This is a genomic window from Janthinobacterium sp. SUN137, assembly GCF_030587265.1.
Taxonomy (GTDB): domain Bacteria; phylum Pseudomonadota; class Gammaproteobacteria; order Burkholderiales; family Burkholderiaceae_D; genus Janthinobacterium; species Janthinobacterium kumbetense.
This window is the reverse complement of sequence record NZ_JAPWHZ010000002.1, coordinates 764,265-780,045: the sequence shown is the minus strand read 5'-3', so window position 1 is coordinate 780,045 and position 15,781 is coordinate 764,265. Positions and strand designations below refer to the sequence as shown.

Below are 15,781 nucleotides of genomic sequence, written 5' to 3'. Positions count from 1 at the left end.
AGATGCATAATTGTAAAGCACGCCTGGCACAAGCTCAGCCCGCACACATGAATTTCGGCAATAATATGGCTGCAAATATGACAACCAAGCTCCATCGAGCATAAAAATGGAAAAGACGATGCACAAGAAACTCTGCGCAGCCGCGCTGATGCTGGGCGTGGCCCTGATGCTGCTGCAACTGCGCGCACATGCGGGCGACGACGTGATCAACGTGGCGGGACGCGTATGCCTGCCCCATTGAGCCGCGTCCCGCGCTGACACTACACCTTGGCCGGTTCCCAGTAATTGGCCAGCCCCAGCTTTTTCAAGCCGGCCGCGACAAAGCGCGGCTCCAACAATTCTTCCGCCGTCAACGGTTGCCGGATCAACTTTTGTTCCTGCGCAAACGCCAGCACCCGGCGGTAATGGCGGTACACGGCGTCATCGTACAGGGGCGACCAGCGCTCCTTCCACTGCAAGCCCGGATCGTCGTAGCTGCGCCGCACCACGCTGTCGGGCGTGCCGTTGCGCGTGCCATCCTTGATGACGGCTTCGCGGTTGCCGTCGAGCGCCGCCCAGTGCTGGGCCCGCAGCCAGGCCGTGGCCACCAGTTCCGCGATGTCGGGATGGGCTTGCGTAAAATCACGCCGCGCCCACAGTTCCGCCCGCATTTTACGCTCGGGTAAGCCCTTGCTGGACCAGATGATGCGGCCGATGCCCTTGTCTTCCAGCGGATAGCCATTGATCATGAACAAGGCGTCGACGGCGCCCGTGGCCAGCGCGGCCGTGCCCGGTTTGAGGTCCATATTAATCAGGCGAAAATCCGTGGGCGACATGCGCTGGTCGGCGATCAGCTGGCGCAAGCCCAGTTCCCACGGCCGGCCCCGATGCACGCTGATGCGCTTGCCTTTCAGCTCGGCCAGCGACGTGGCGCGCGAACCGGTGGGCACCAGCAGGAACTGGTCCGTGCCCCGCCCCGCCGGCACGATCACCTGCGTGCGCACGCCGCCCGCGTTGAGGATGACGGACGGCAAGTCGCCATATGCGGCCATGTCGATGCGTCCGCTGGCGAACGCTTCATTCATCGTCGCGCCCGTGTCGCCCGTGACGGGCTGCCATTCCAGCCGCACGCCCCGCTGCTTCAGTTCGCGCGCCAGCCAGCCTTCCTGCTGCACCCGGTAGGCGATGCCGCCCAGTTCCGCCTTGCCATTCTCTGCAAAACCCGTCGAGGCGATGCGCAGGGCCGCCGGCGGCGCCCCCGCCTTCGCCGCCGACACTGCCTGTCCCGCCAGGGGCAGCAGCGCCAGCCCGCCCATCACCGTGCGTCGCCGCATCGCATTCTCCTCATCATCAAGCATGGCCACTGTTGACGTACTTCCCGCTCAAGCCGCCCGGCGCGCGTGCGCCAGCGCCGCTTCGAAAGGACGGGGGTCGATCCACGCGCGCACGTCGACCTTGCTGGACAGGAAGTTCCAGCGGAACAGGAAATCGCTGAAATCCTGCAAGCCCGCGATCGACGTTTCCGCCAGGTCCGTGTCCAGGCGCAGATGCGCATCCTTGCCGTAGGCCACCTGCACCCAGTGCTCGCTGGCATTCGATTCGCGCGCGAGGAAACGGCGCGTCTCGTCCGCATGGCCGCGCGCCCACGCTTCGGCCCGCAGCACCTGGTCGACCAGGGTGACGGCGGAAGCAAAATGGTTGTCCAGCAAGTGCGCATCCACGCTCAGGGTGCGCGGCGTGCCGTTGTTGGCGCGGATCAAGGGTTCCGGGTGGATGCCCGTGTCGATCACCGTATGCAAGCCGAACTGCTGCGCCAGCTGGGCGGCCGACGCGCCTTTCAGGAAGATGGCGTCCACCTCGCCCCGCAAGAGGCCCAGCAATTCCGGGCTTTGCCCGCCGCGCCGGGCGCCGCTGAACAGGTTCGTTGCCGCACCCTTTTCCGGCGCCGCCTCGCTCTGGCCCGTATTGACCACATAATCGACCAGTTCCACGTCCGCCACGGCCAGCCCTTCCAGGCTCAGCGCATTTTCCAGCCCCCGCAAGGCTTGCGCGCGCGCAAAGTCGATCTGCGCCTTGCTCCACAATGGCAAGCCGAAGCGCCGGCCCTTCAAGTCGCGCACCGTCTGGATGCCGCTGCCGGGCAAGGTCAATATCAGCTGCGTCTCATCCGACCACGACAGGCCGATCACGCGCGTCTCGCGTCCCGCCGCGCGCGCCCACAGGGCCGGGATATTGCCGCCGTGACGCACGGAGTTCTGCAGGGTATGGTCGAAATGCGATTCGCGCACGGCTTCCTGGTCCGATTCGCGCAGCGAGCGCAAGCCGGTGCCGTCGGCGCGCAAGGCTTCTTCCAGCCAGCCTTGCTGCAGGGCTATCCCCAGGCCCGTGGGGACGGGGCAGCGCGTGTACCACAGGGTGTCGAGTGCGTTGCTATTGCTCATCTTGTATCTCCAGGTTGATGGATATCAAAAAAACTACAGCGCCATCCTGCGCGCCCATTCATTGCCATCCCACAAGCTGCTGGGGTGTTCTTCCCGCGCCACGGGCGCATGCGACTCGTCGAGGTCGCTGAAATCCGCATGCAAGCCGTCGCGGATGGCGACAAAGCCGGCCGAACCGCGCTGGCGCGGATGGGCCAGCGGCACGTCCTGCACCCGGCGTACCTTGCCGGGACGCGCGTCGAGCACCACGATGCGGTCGGCCAGGTAGACGGCTTCATCGATGTCATGCGTGACCATCACCATGGTGATGCCCTCGTCCTGCCACAGGCGGCGCAGTTCCTGCTGCAAGCGCAAGCGGGTCAGCGCGTCGAGCGCGCCCAGCGGTTCGTCCAGCAGCAGCACGTCGGGCCGTCCCACGAGGGCGCGGGCAATCGCCGCCCGCTGCGACATGCCACCCGACAATTGATGCGGATACGCGTCCGCATAGCCATCGAGGCCCACGCGCGCGATTTCCGCCGCCACGCGGGCTTCGCGCTCGGCCAGCGGCACCTTGGTATTGCTGAAAGCCACGGCCACGTTTTGCTGCACCGTCAGCCAGGGGAACAGGCGGTGATCCTGGAACACGAGACCCCGGCGCAGATCCGTGCCACGGATGGGCGCGCCATCGTGCAGCAACAAGCCCGTGGAATCCGTGTCCAGGCCCGCCAGCAGGCGCAGCAGGGTTGATTTACCGCAACCTGAGGCGCCCACGATGGCGACGAATTCGCCCGGCGCGATGGTCAGCGAAATATCGTCGAGCACGGGTAGCGGCGCGCCTTTCAGGGAAAACGACTTACTCACGTGCTGCACTTGCAAGCCGCCGCTCAGGTGCTGCTGTTGCGGCGACAAGGCCGATGGGGAAACAAAATCATTCATGGCGCACTCTCTGCAGTGGGGGCGAGGGAAGGAATGGCGGCGGGCGGCGAGCGGCGCAGCCAGCGGCTGCCGTGGAAAACCAGCCAGGCGGCCAGCCAGGGAAATAGCCAGATCAGGAACACATTGCGCAAGCCCGTCAGGTCGGCCAGGCGGCCCGCCGCCAGCGCGCCGGCCGTGCCGCCCACCATGCCGAACAGGGTCAAGTGGGCGGAAACGCGGGCCTTGTCGACGGGGGCGCGGGCGATATTGTCCGTATTGACGAGGTTATTCACGCCCAGGCCCAGCCCCAGCAGCACGGAGGCGGCCAGGTAGACGATGCTGGAAGGCCACAGGCCCAGGATCAGCAAGGCCGCCATGATGGCCAGGTGGGCGCCGCCATACAGTTGCTCGCGGTAGCGGCTGGCCAGCACGAAGCGCCCCAGGAACAGCAGCACGAGCACGCAGCTGAGTCCCTGCACGGCCATCAGCCAGACGGAGTGGTGCGCAGGCCAGTGCAGCACGCGGATGGCCAGCAAGATGGAAAACACGCCCACGCTGGACGCCGTGAAGCTGGCGAGGATTTCAAACAGATAAGTGACGCGCACAATGGGCACGCGCAGCAGTTCGCGCAGGCTGGCCGCGCCCGGCAGCGTGGAGTGCCCGGCCTGCTTGCGCGACGCCGTATTGTCAGGCAACACTTGCCAACCCAGCACTGCCAGGATGGCGAACATCAGGGCCGAGATCAAAAAGCCCGCCTTCAGCCCCAGTTGCGCGATCAGGTAATTGCCGCACAGTGGTCCGAGGAACTGCATGCCGAGAATTAATGTTCCCTTGTACCAGCCCGCCTTGCCCTGCCCCAGTTCCGGCAAGCGCACGAGAAACACGGTACTCATGGCCACGATGCGTAGGGAAATGCACAAGCCCACCAAAAACATCAGCAAGGCCACCCATTGCCAGCCGGGCAACCACGGCAGCACGCAAAAGGCCAGCGCCAGGCTCAGGCTGACACCCGCGTACAAATGCTTCGGATTGCCGCGCGACAAGATGTAGCCGGCCGGAATGGTGCCCAGCGCCATGGCCAGGGTTTCCGCGCTGCTGATCGCGGCCAACTGAAAGTTGCTCACGTGCAAATGCAGCCCCAGCAGGGTGGCCAGCACCTTGTTCATGCCGATGGTCACGCCCGACAGCAAAGTCAAGCCGATAAAGCGCAGCAAGAAGGCGCGCAGCTCGCCTTCGCGGGCGCTGACGGCCGCGTCCGGTTGGAATGGCAGGGATTTACTCACTGCTGCGCCCCTTCACCAGCAGGCGCGCGAGGCGCGCAAACGCCACGTTCATCGCTTGCGCCAGCAAGGCGATCACGAGCACAGCCAGCAAGACGACATCCATGCGGCCCGACACTTCGCCATTGAGCAACAATGACCCCATGCCGGGACCGGCTGAAAACAGCAGTTCGCCGCCCAGGCAAGCGAGCCAGGCAAACGCCAGCGCATGCGTGACACCCGTGACGATGGCCGGCATGGCGCCCGGCAACAGGATCTGGCGCAAGGTCTGCCAGCGCGTCAGGGTCAGCACCAGCCCCACTTCGCGCAAACGCCCTTCCACCTGGCGCATGCCCGCATACGTGTTGAGCACGGTGGGATAGAAGGCGGCGATGGCGATCACCAGCAGCTTGGCGCCGTCGCCATTGCCCACCCACAAGCCCAACAAGGGAATCAGGCCCAGCAACGGTACTTGCCGGATGCTGTGGAACAGGGGGCCGATCAACCGGTCCGCCAGCGGCGACTGCGCCATCAGCGCGCCCGTGACGATGCCGGCGCTGCCGCCCAGCAGCAAGCCGGTCAGGGTACGGCCCAGGCTGGCGCGCAGGTGCACCCACAGCTCGCCCGTGACGAGCAAGTCGCGCAAGCTGTGCGCCAGGTCGCCCAGGGATACAAAGATATAGGCGGCCGCCGCGCCCTGGCCGGACGCCCATTGCCAGGCGCCCAGCAAGGCCAGCGGCAGCAGCGCGCCCTTGATGATCCGGATCAAACGTTGTTTCATGTGGCGCCTCCCTTACCATCGCCACTACGTTTCCAGCGCATCAGCCGTGCTTCCAGCGCATGGCAGGCCCGGTCCAGGCCAAAGCCGATCACGCCCGTCAGCACCACGCCCACCATCACCACGTCGAGGCGGAACATTTGCCGGCCCATTTCCATCATCTGGCCCAAGCCGCTGTCCGCGGCCAGCAATTCCGCACCCACCAGCACCATCCACGAGCGCGACAGGGCGATGCGCATGCCCGTCAGCGCGGCCGGCACGATGGCCGGCAAGACGATCAGGCGGATGCGCTGCCAGCGCGAAAAGCAATACACTTGCGCTACCTCAAAGTAGCGCTGCGACAGGTTGCGGATGGCGTCATGCACGGCCAGCGCGACGATGAAGAAACTGGCCTTGGCAACGATAAACACCTTGAAACTCTCGCCTATGCCGAACAGCAAGATGAACAGCGGGATCAAGGCGACGGTCGGCAACTGGCGCAAGACATTGAAGGTGGGGTCGATATAAGCGCGCAAGCCAGGGGACAGCCCCAGCACGACGCCAAAGGCCAGGCCGCAGCTGGCGCCCAGGCCAAAGCCGGCCAGCAGGCGGAACAGGCTGATGCCCAGGTGCTGGCCCAGTTCGCCGCTTTCGGCCAGGTCGCGGGCCGTCAGCAGCACTTGCCATGGCGACATCAAGATGTGCGCAGGCATCCACTCGAAGGTGGTGGCGGCCGTCCACAGCAGCAGCAAGGCCAGCGGCGACGCCCACACGGACCAGGGTGAACGGATAAAGCGCTGCAGCAAGGGGACCGAGGTTGCGCGCGCTGGCGCGGGGGGGCGCGGCAAGGCGATGGCGCGGGCGATGGAAGTCATGGTGCCCAGTACGTTTGCAGTTTCAGCTGCGCCAGCGCCGCGTTGACAAACTGGGGCGCGAACAGGCTGTCGACTTGCAGCGGCCGCCCGATCAGGCCTGCGCTCTTCGCATATGCCGCCTCGCCCACGTAATGCTGGCGCAGGCTGGCCGTAAACAGGGGCGACCAGCGCGCCTGCCATGGCGTGTGGTCGCCCGCCAGTTCGCGCCGCACCACGCTTTCCACCTGGCCCGCCGCCGCCTCCGTGCGCACGTATTCCTCTTCGCCACCGGCGCCGGCGGCCCGGTGGTGTTCGCGCACATAGGCCGTCACCACCAGCTGGGCCAGCTGCGGCCAGCGTTGCAGGAAGCCGCTGTCGGCCCACAGCTCGGCGCGCATCTTCCAATCCTGCGGCGGCGCCTTGCTGGCCCAGATGATCTTGCCCACCTTTTTATCTTCCAGCAAGAAGGCGTCGCTGAGGGTAAAGAAGGCATCCGCGCCGCCCGTCGCCACGGCCGCCGCGCCCGCCTGCGGATTGAGGTTGAGGATCTTGACGTCGCGCAAGGTCATGCCATTCGCTTCCAGCAAGCGGGCAAACGGGTATTCCCACGGCCGGCCCCGGTGCAGGGCGATCTTCTTGCCCTTCAAATCCTGGATCGATTTCGCCGTGGAACCGTTCGGCACCACCAGATAGGTATTGTTGGCGCTGCCGCCGGGCAAGATCAGCCGCGTCTGCAAGCCCGAGGCATTGGCGATAATCGACGGCAAGTCGCCATACTGGGCCAGGTCGATCGAATGGTTGGCAAACGCTTCGTTGACTTGCGTCGCCACGGAATTGGTGGTGACGGGCACCCATTCCAGCTTCACGCCCAGCTTGCCCAGTTCGGCCGACAGCCAGCCCGTCGACGCCACCTGGGCGGCGGAACCGGCAAACACGGTCTTGCCGGACGGCGCCGTGCGGGCCACGACGGCGATGCGCACGGCGGCCGGCAGCGGATCGGCGGCCGCCGCCATCGCTGGCGCCAGCAGGCTGGCCGCCACGGCGGTGGCGACTGCCTTGCGCCAGATCAAACGTAAGAATTTCAATGACATTGCGGGCCTGTTCGTGAAAGGGTTACACCAGGTCGGTGGCGGGCAGCAGCGACAGCGCGCGCGCCGTGTCGATCAGCTTGCTCATCTTCCATTGCTGCAGCAGCACGCCGGGACCGAAATCGCGCGATCCGCCAATGGCCTCGGCCGCGATCTGGATTTTCGCGCCCTCTTCCAGCAGCAGGATGAATTCGGCCAGCTTCAGCAAGCCCTGCTTGCCCCACACGGTGGCGCCGCCATTCGCTTCCAGGATGGCCGTCGCATGCGTGTTGCGGGAGATTTCGCCGAGGATGAAATCGACTTCCGGCTGGCGGCGGTCGATATAGATGGGAATTTCGCGCACCAGCTGGTAGCGCTGCACGGGCACGTAGCGGATCGGCAGGGTGCGGTGCGTCTGCGCCCACGCGCCCAGCGACGGCGAATGCACGTGCGAAATCGACGTGACCTCCGGCCGCTCGCGGAACAGTTTTAAGTAGCGCGCGCCGCCGTTGTTCGCGTCGCCCGCGAGCACCGTGCCGTCCAGTGCCAGCACGGCCGCCTTCAGGGGCTGGCCGCGGCGGAACGGGCCCGGATCGTTGACCACCACCACCTTGTCGCCGCCCGGCGTGCGCTCGACGAAGCCCACCGTGCCATTGGCCGTCAGGCTGCCCGTCTCGCGCAAGCCGTCGAAGGCGATCTGCGCATCGCGGCGCACCTGCTCCACGAAGGCCAGTTCGGCCGCCGTCAACTCCTGCACCTGTACTTGTTGTGCTTCCGCTTGTGCCACGTCCGTCATGTCATGCTCCATTCGTTGGGGTTGGAATACGGGTCAGTCCTGTCTCTACTTTCGCAAGACGCGTGCCAGCACCAGCGCGGGGAAAATGGTGCATGGCTGCTGCCTGCGCAACAGCGGCTGCTGGCGCGGCAGCAGCACCGTCCGCACGCGCTGTCGGCCAGCCAGCAAGCGGCGCGGGCACGTTTCCTGCACGGTTACAGGCTTCCACCACCACGAAGGAATTCCATGACTACCGTAACTGTCCCCGCCGTCGATACCGTCTGGTTCACCCGCTGCCCCGTGCCCACGGCCACGGGCCTGGCCTACAAACTGGGCTGGCTGGACGAGGAATTCGCCCGCGACGGCATCGCGTTAAAGACCCTGCAGGAAGTGGGCGGCGAGCTGGCGCGCCACCACTACGACCACGGCTTGTCCACGCTCGTGCGGGAAGGCGGCAACCTGCTGGCCCTGCCCGCGCGCGCGCAAGGGGCGCCCACGCGCCTGATCGGCCTGACCTGGATCGACGAGTGGCAAGCCATCCTCGTACGCCCCGGCTCCGGCATCGCCACGCCCGCGCAGCTGCAGGGCAAGCGTCTGGCGCTGCCCGTCTTCCGCGCCGAGGACTTGCGCGACAACCGGCGCGGACGCAGCATCGCGCGCGGCATGAGCCTGGCCGGCTACAAGGGCGTGCTGGCCTCGGCCGGCCTCACGCTCGACGACGTGCATCTGGTGGAAGTGGGAGTCGACGCGCCGGCGCAGGCCAATCTGGGCGCGGGCCTGTGGCAAGGCATCGCGCCGCTGCTGCGCGGCGAAGTCGATGCCGTCTACGTAAAGGGCGCGGCAGCGGCCGAGGCGGCCCGCGTGGCGGGGCTGGAAGTAGGCATAGACATCGACGCCCTGCCCGACCGGCGCTTCCGCGTGAATAACGGCACGCCGCGGCCGATCACCGTGCATGAGACCATGCTGGAACAGCATTTCGAGCTGGTCGTGCGCTTCCTGACGCAAACGCTGCGCGCCGCGCACTGGGCCCGCAGCCACAAGGAAGACGTGCTGGCCATCCTGCAGGGCGAGACGCGGGCCGGCGCCGACGCCGTGGCCGAAGCCTACCGCGACGGTTTTCATTTGACCCTGGCGCCCGACCTGTCGGAAGAAAAAGTGGCGCTGTTCCGCCAGCAGAAGGATTTCCAGCTGCAGCACGGCTTTCTCGATCGCGACGTGGATATCGAGGCGTGGATCGACCGCAGGCCTTTGGAAGAGGCGCAGCGGAGACTCGACGCGCTGCTGCAAGCGGCGGCGTAAGCTGGCGCCATAAACGACAAGGCCGGCGCAATCGCCGGCCTTTTTACATCAGGCGGTCACGCTCAGAACTGCAGCGTGTACGACGCCCCCACCGTGCGGCCCTGGCCGATGATGACGGTGTCGCCATTCACGGCGCCCGGCACGAAGCTGGTGAGCGTGTGGTTGCGGTAGACCTTGTCGGCCAGGTTGTTCGCATATGCCGTGATGCGCTGCTTGCCGCCCGGGAGCACGTACGACAGGCGCGCATTGGCCAGCGCGAAGCCGCCCTGGTTCAGCAAGTCGCGCGCGGCATTTTGCGGGTCGACATAGTAGTACTGCTTCGACGTGTAGCGTACGTCGCCGCTGAAGACCAGCTGCGCGCCATTGCCCAGCGGGTAGCGGTAGTCGGCCGCCAGCAAGGCCGTCACGTGGGGCGAGCGCACGAATTCATTGCCGGAGCGGTCGCCGCCATTGTTCTGGATGGCGAAATCGTCGAATTCCGTGCGCAGCAGGCCGATATTGGCGTTGAGGTGCAGGTTGTCCGTCGGCTGCGCCTCGAGCTCGAATTCCGCGCCATTCACGTGGGCCTTGCTCACGTTTTGCAGGTAATTGACGCTTTGCGTGGGGTCGCCGTTGTACACGCCCGTGATATTCACCTGCACGTTCTTGTAGTCATAGTGGAAGACGTTGGCGTTGAAATTCAGGCGCCCGTCCAGCCATTCCGACTTGATGCCCGCCTCGAACGAGTTCAGGGTTTCCGGCTTGACCGTGTTCAGGGCGCGCACGTCCGTGGCGCTCGTGTTGTAGCCGCCCGACTTGATGCCGTGCGCGTACTTCAGGTAGCCGCGCAGGGTGCGGCTGAAGCGGTACTCGGGCGTCACGTCATACGTCAGCGCATTCCACGTGGTCGATGGGTTCGACGTGAAATTGTTGTTGGCGACCGAGGCGGCCGCGTAATTGCCGCCCTTGACCGTGTTCCACCAATTCGACGCATCGCCAAACGTCACCGTGTTCGATGCGGCCTGCACACGCTGCAAATCGAGGTCCTTGGTTTCCGTCGTCCAGCGCAAGCCGAAGGTGGACAGGAACTGCTCGCTGAAGTTGACGGTCGTGCTGCCGAAGATGGCCGCGCTGCGCGCCTTGTGCTGGTAGACGGTGCGGTTGTAGCCGACGGGCTGTGTGCTGCCCGCCAGCGCCGGCACGGTGCCGTTGGGCAGGCGCGCGCCGGCCGAATCGGAATCGATCTTTTCATTAAAGTAGAACAGGCCCGCCACCCAGCTCACGGCGCCGTTTTGCGGCGACGTCAGGCGCAGCTCCTGCGACACCTGCCGGCTGCTCGCCTTCGAGCGGCTGCGCCCCACTTCCAGCGGCGTGTTGTCGCTGTCGCCCGTCGCCTCGTTGCGGAAGTTTTCATAGCCGGTGATCGACGTCAGGGTCAGCTCGCCCAGCGCGTATTCCAGGTTCAGCTGCGCGCCGCCCTGCGTCACGTCGCTGTCGGCCGGCGCATTCGTGCTCACGTCATCGGGATTCGTGCTGGGGATGTAGCCGTTGCGGTAGACGCCATTCGCGCCATAGCTGGCCACGGTGGTGGTGGCGCCCTTGGTCGTGTAGTCGCGGTAATGCAGGTTCAAATTGGCCGTCAGGTCGCGCCCGATCAGGGCCTTGAGCTGGCCGCGGATGGCGCTGTCCTTGAGCTTTCCATCGCGCTCGCCCGTAAACTGGTTGTGGAAGCGGCCCTTGTCCTGCTGCTCCGTATGGAAGGAGAAGCGCCCCGCCAGCACCTCGTCGACCAGCGCGCCGCCGATGGCCCCTTCGGCCAGCTTGGTGTCGTAGCTGCTGTAATCGACCTTGGCGTAGCCGCTGGACTTGAACGACGGTTTGCGCGAAATCACGTTGATGGCGCCGCCCGTCGTGTTCTTGCCCCACAGGGTGCCTTGCGGGCCGCGCAGCACTTCCACCCGGTCCAGGTCGAACAGGGGAAAGCCCGTGGCGCTGGAATTGCTGATGTAGACGTCGTCGAGGTAAAAGCCGACGGGATTGGGAAAATCGATCTGCTGCTGGCCCGCACCGACGCCGCGTATCCACCAGCGCGGGCGGCCATGCTGCTGCGTGCCTGCGGAGGCGTTCGGCACGTAATTGAGGATTTCGCTGGCCGAGCGGCCGATGCCCGTGTCGAGCAGCTCCTTGCCGCCCAGGACCGTGATCGCGCTGGGCACCTTCTGTGCGGATTCTTCGCGCTTTTGCGCCGTCACCGTCACCGATTGCAGCGCGGCGCCCTCGCCGGCGCCGTTCGCGTCGGCCGCGGCGATGACCTCTGCACCGGGCGCTTCGGCATGGGCCATGCCATGGACGAGCATCAGGCCGCCGATGGCAAAGGCCGAGCGCAGCGCGCGGCGCACTGGCGTCAAGTGAAAGGGGAAAGAGGAAAAGGCGGCGGGGGCAGTCGAACGGCGCATGGGTGATTATCCTTGAGTAAAGTCAAAACGCGAGATGGTGATGACCTGTATTGCAAGGGGCATGCCCGCTGCCGCAGCGCAGCAAAATCGTCGTTAAGTGATTGATTTGAAAGGAAGACTATCGGAGTGATAGTGCTGTTGATTTGGCAGCAGCGGCGCCGCCGCGTGCTGCCTGCGCGACAGCAGGCGGTGGCGCTGCTGTCGCGGCAACAGGGGATACTCAGGCGGCCCGCAGCAGGGCCGCCGTGTGGCCACGCACGAGGGGCAGCACTTCCTCGCCCACGCGGTACGCTTCTTCCAGGTGCGGCGTGCTGGCCAGGATGAAGGCGTCGGCGCCCAACTGCACCAGTTCGTCGAGGCGCTCGGCCACCTGCTGGTAGCTGCCGACGATGCCCTGCGTCTGCCCGCCCCGCAGCAGGTTGAAGCCGGACCAGATATTCGGCGCCGTGATCAAGTCCTTGTAGCTGTTCAGGGTCGTCGGGCGGTTGCCCCGCTGGCGCGCCGCGCCCACGGAATCGCCGCCATCGGCACCGAGGAACTGGCGCAGGGTGGCCGCATCGACGGCCTCGAAACCCTTGCGCACTTCGTCCCACGCCTCTTCTTCCGTGGCGCGGGCGACGATGTCGACGCGCACGGCGCACTTGATCTTGCGGCCCAGCAGCGCCGTCTTTTCATGCACGCGGGCGAATTTCTCGCGCAGCTGCTCGAACGGTTCCAGCCACGTCAGGTAGTAATCGGCATGCTTGGACGCGGAACCAAGGGCCGCGTCGGACGAGCCGGAAAAGTAAATCTCGGGGAAATCCTGCTCCGACAGCGGCGTGGCCAGTCCCGCATCTTCCACCTGGTAAAACTTGCCCTGGTAGGAAAACGGCCCGCCGCGCCACACGCCGCGCACCACGTCGAGAAATTCCGTCGTGCGCGTGTAGCGGTCGTCGTGGCCGGCCGAATCGCCCCACCACAGCTGCGCCGGACCACCGCCGCCCGTGATCACGTTGTACAGGGCCCGCCCGCCCGTGGCCCGCTGCAGGCTGGCCGTCATGCGCGCAGCCACCACGGGATTCAGGAAGCCGGGCTGGAACGGGATCATGAAGCGGAAAGTGCTCGTTTCGCGCGCCAGCAGCGCGGAAATGGCCCACGGTTCGTCCGTCATGGGGAAGGATGGAATCAGACCGCCCTGGAAGCCGGACAATTCGGCCGCGCGGGCGATTTCCGCCAGGTAGTCGATGTAAGTAAAGCCGTCGGCGCCGCCGCCACCGAGGCCGGCCTGGCGCAGGTTGTCATTGCCGGGAAACCAGTCGCCGCGAAACGGCGTGCGGGCGCGGTGCGAACTCGGTTCGCCATGCGTGGGGATGCGCCAGAAAAAATCGATAGCCATGTGGGGTACTCCTTCAATAGGTTGGATACGGGGACTCAAGCCGCTTGCAGCTGGACGCGCAACGCTGCCCGCACGCGGGGCAGCACGTGCTCGCCGATGCGGTAGGCTTCCTCGAAATGGGGAATGGCCGCCAGCACGAAGCTGGACACACCGGCTTGCGCGTAGGCTTCGAGCGCTGCGGCGACCTGTGCATGGCTGCCGACCAGGGCCCCGCGGGCGCCCGTTTGCGCTTGAGCAAAGCCCGGCCAGAAGGCTGCCGTGCCGCCCGCCGTGTTGTCGTCGAATGGCGCATCGTCGGGCAGGCCCGCCCCGCTGCGGTAGCGGCGCGCGTCGCGCAAGGCTTCGTCGAAGGTTTCGCGGGCCAGCACGTCGATGCGCAAGCCCGCCGCCACGGCGCGGCCCAGCTGGCGCGCCTGCGCATGCAGGCTGGCGATGGCGGGCTGCAAATCCTTCACGGGCGCCGCGTCGAAGACGTGCACGTCGGCCTGGCGCGCCGACAGGGCCAGCGCCTCCGGCGACTCGCCCGTCAAATAGATGCCATTGACGGGATGGTGCGCCAGCGGCCCCTTGAAGCCGCCGTCCTGCACTTCGAAGAACTTGCCCTTGAAGCTGAACGGCGATGTATTCTGCACGCCGCGCGCCACCGTGATGAATTCATCGATGCGGGGCAGGATGTCGGCATCCGGCGCCGCATCGCCCTGGCGCCGGCGCGCTGCAGCGTCGCCGCCAGGGCCGATCTGCCAGGCGAAGCGTCCCCCCGTGAAGCGCTGGAAGCTGACGGCGTTCTTCGCCGCATACACGGCCGAACCCCAGGCGGCATCGAATTCCGCGATCAGTTTCAAATGGCGCGTGCTGCGGGCCAGGTAGCCGGCGACGATCCAGCTTTCATCGCCCTGCGTATCGTGGCGCACCTGGATGCCGTCGAAGCCGGAAAGATCGGCCGCGCGGGCGATCTGGTGCAGATAATCGAAATAGTTAAAGGGCGGACGCGCGCCGCGCGGGTCGCTCACGCCCGCCTGCAGGGGGCTGGGCGCGCCGGCGTTTCGCTCGCCGCGGCGCGTGATGCCGGGCGCCGCGTAACGGCCATCGCCGCTGGTGGGCAATTGCCAGATGAATTCTATGGTCATGCGTGGACTCCTGTCGTGGGTCGAAGAAAAGACCGTACGCGCATCGCGCAGCGGCCTGCCCTACCCTCCTCGCAGAAAACATGCCATGCCGCAGATGCCCGCCGCGGCCCGCCGCTGTTGATTTGGCAGCAATCCGCTGCCCCCATGGCAGCAATGTGCTGCGCGCGCAGCAGCCATGAAAAAAGCCGGAGCCGCATCGCTGCGGGTCCGGCTCCGGGAGGTCGCTCGTATGCCTAATCGATGGCGCCCGCCTTTTTCAGGAAAGTGCGCAGGATGTTGCGGCTCAAATTCAAGTGCCTGGCCGTGCGCACCTGGTTGCGCTCATTGCGCTCCCAGGCGGCGCGCACCAGTTCCTGCTGCATCGCCTCGAATTCCACGGCTTCGCCCGAGTCGAGCAAGGCTTGCCAGGCGCGGGCAAAGCGCTCGGCCGCCAATAAATCGTCCTGGCCGGGCGCGCCGTGGGCCGCATAGGCGATATCGGCGCCGCCCGCCCAGGCGTCTGGCACAGGCACGGAGACAGGCGTGGGGACAGGTGCGGCAGCGGGCGCCCTGTGCCAGCCCGACAGGCTCAAATCCTCAGCTCGCACGACGCCGCTGCGGCAGACGAGCAGCGCGCGATGGATGACGTTTTCCAGTTCGCGGATATTGCCCGGCCACGGATAGGCCAGCAAGGCCTCTTGCGCGTCCAGGCCCAGTTCCACCTCGCCCAGGTGCAGGCGCTGCGCATAGATGGCCATGAAGTGGCGCGTCAGCGGCATGATGTCGCCTGGGCGCTCGCGCAGGGGACGCAGCGGCAGGCCGATCACCTGCAGCCGGTAATACAGGTCTTCGCGGAAGCGCCCTGCCCGCACGGCTTCGGCCAGGTCCACGTTGGTGGCGGCGATCAGGCGCACGTCGATGGGGATGGCGCGCCGCGCGCCCAGGCGCACCACTTCGCGCTCCTGCAGCACGCGCAGCAGCTTGACCTGCATCGCCAGCGGCAAGTCGCCGATTTCATCGAGGAACAGGGTGCCGCCGCTGGCCGCCTCGAACCAGCCAGGCTTGCCCTGCTGCGCGCCCGTAAACGCGCCTTTTTCATAGCCAAACAGCTCGCTCTCGACGAGGGTTTCGGAAAACGCGCCGCAATTGATCGCCACGAAGGTCTGTTCGGCGCGGCCGCTCAAGCCGTGCACGTGACGCGCAATCAGTTCTTTTCCCGTCCCCGTTTCGCCCGTGATCAGCACCGTCGCCTCGCTGGGGGCGATGCGTTCGATCAGCTCGTGCAACTGGCGCGAACGGGGGTCGGCAAAGACAAAGGCCGTGGCGCGTACCAGCAAGCTCATTTGCTGCGGGTCGCGGAAGGCGACCAGCGCCTCGCTGTCGCCGTCGTCGCCGGCACCGCGGGCCAGGTGGGCGCTGCGCGCGAAATCGCTGCTGAAGTTGTGGGCTAAGAGTTCCATGGGCCGACTATACCGCGCTCCATCTCCAGGCGTGAACGAATGGTGCCGCGCTAGCTTATCCGGAATTTGCATATCCGGCC

At 66.1% G+C, this 15,781-nt stretch carries 14 protein-coding genes; 2 read left to right on the top strand and 12 right to left on the bottom strand.

Going from position 1 to position 15,781, the window contains the following annotated elements; genetic code table 11:
• The first annotated feature begins 118 nt into the window (after positions 1–118).
• Positions 119–241: a hypothetical protein gene (locus O3298_RS11600; RefSeq protein WP_255206395.1), complete on the top strand. Its 123-nt coding sequence runs from the start codon at positions 119–121 to the stop codon at positions 239–241.
• 19 nt (positions 242–260) lie between these two features.
• Here the strand turns inward: O3298_RS11600 and O3298_RS11595 are convergent, their stop codons facing one another.
• The 8 genes from O3298_RS11595 to O3298_RS11560 are packed head-to-tail and all read right to left on the bottom strand — an operon-like array spanning position 261 to position 8,047.
• Positions 261–1,313: an ABC transporter substrate-binding protein gene (locus tag O3298_RS11595; RefSeq protein WP_305059422.1), complete on the bottom strand. Its 1,053-nt coding sequence runs from the start codon at positions 1,311–1,313 to the stop codon at positions 261–263.
• 48 nt (positions 1,314–1,361) lie between these two features.
• The gene (locus O3298_RS11590) at positions 1,362–2,420 is read right to left on the bottom strand and encodes an ABC transporter substrate-binding protein (RefSeq protein ID WP_305059421.1); all 1,059 of its coding nucleotides are present in this window, start codon (positions 2,418–2,420) and stop codon (positions 1,362–1,364) included.
• Between the two features lie 33 nt (positions 2,421–2,453).
• Entirely contained in the window at positions 2,454–3,335 is an 882-nt protein-coding gene (locus O3298_RS11585) for an ABC transporter ATP-binding protein (RefSeq protein ID WP_305059420.1), read from the bottom strand.
• On the bottom strand, positions 3,332–4,597 hold the full coding sequence (locus O3298_RS11580; protein WP_305059419.1) for an MFS transporter: 1,266 nt from the start codon (positions 4,595–4,597) through the stop codon (positions 3,332–3,334). Before O3298_RS11580 ends, O3298_RS11585 begins: the two co-directional genes overlap by 4 nt.
• Complete coding sequence (locus O3298_RS11575; RefSeq protein WP_305059418.1) at positions 4,590–5,354, bottom strand: ABC transporter permease; 765 nt, start codon at positions 5,352–5,354, stop codon at positions 4,590–4,592. The genes O3298_RS11580 and O3298_RS11575 overlap by 8 nt, the downstream gene beginning before the upstream one ends.
• On the bottom strand, positions 5,351–6,205 hold the full coding sequence (locus tag O3298_RS11570; RefSeq protein WP_305059417.1) for an ABC transporter permease: 855 nt from the start codon (positions 6,203–6,205) through the stop codon (positions 5,351–5,353). Before O3298_RS11570 ends, O3298_RS11575 begins: the two co-directional genes overlap by 4 nt.
• Positions 6,202–7,275 (bottom strand): ABC transporter substrate-binding protein, encoded by a 1,074-nt coding sequence (locus tag O3298_RS11565; RefSeq protein WP_305059416.1) that lies wholly within the window; start codon positions 7,273–7,275, stop codon positions 6,202–6,204. Before O3298_RS11565 ends, O3298_RS11570 begins: the two co-directional genes overlap by 4 nt.
• 22 nt (positions 7,276–7,297) lie before the next feature.
• Positions 7,298–8,047 carry a class II aldolase/adducin family protein gene (locus O3298_RS11560; RefSeq protein ID WP_305059415.1) on the bottom strand — a complete coding sequence of 250 codons (750 nt, stop codon included), beginning with the start codon at positions 8,045–8,047 and terminating at the stop codon, positions 7,298–7,300.
• Positions 8,048–8,272: 225 nt separating this feature from the next.
• Between O3298_RS11560 and O3298_RS11555 the strand changes: the two genes are divergently transcribed.
• Complete coding sequence (locus O3298_RS11555; RefSeq protein WP_305059414.1) at positions 8,273–9,325, top strand: ABC transporter substrate-binding protein; 1,053 nt, start codon at positions 8,273–8,275, stop codon at positions 9,323–9,325.
• Positions 9,326–9,387: 62 nt separating this feature from the next.
• Here the strand turns inward: O3298_RS11555 and O3298_RS11550 are convergent, their stop codons facing one another.
• The 4 genes from O3298_RS11550 to O3298_RS11535 form a co-directional block, all read right to left on the bottom strand.
• On the bottom strand, positions 9,388–11,760 hold the full coding sequence (locus O3298_RS11550; protein ID WP_305059413.1) for a TonB-dependent receptor: 2,373 nt from the start codon (positions 11,758–11,760) through the stop codon (positions 9,388–9,390).
• Between the two features lie 220 nt (positions 11,761–11,980).
• Positions 11,981–13,135, bottom strand: a complete 1,155-nt coding sequence (locus O3298_RS11545) for an LLM class flavin-dependent oxidoreductase (RefSeq protein ID WP_099667790.1) — start codon at positions 13,133–13,135, stop codon at positions 11,981–11,983.
• Positions 13,136–13,170: 35 nt separating this feature from the next.
• Positions 13,171–14,262 carry an LLM class flavin-dependent oxidoreductase gene (locus tag O3298_RS11540; RefSeq protein WP_305059412.1) on the bottom strand — a complete coding sequence of 364 codons (1,092 nt, stop codon included), beginning with the start codon at positions 14,260–14,262 and terminating at the stop codon, positions 13,171–13,173.
• Positions 14,263–14,495: 233 nt separating this feature from the next.
• Positions 14,496–15,701 (bottom strand): sigma-54 interaction domain-containing protein, encoded by a 1,206-nt coding sequence (locus O3298_RS11535; protein WP_369811550.1) that lies wholly within the window; start codon positions 15,699–15,701, stop codon positions 14,496–14,498.
• Between the last annotated feature and the right edge of the window lie 80 nt (positions 15,702–15,781).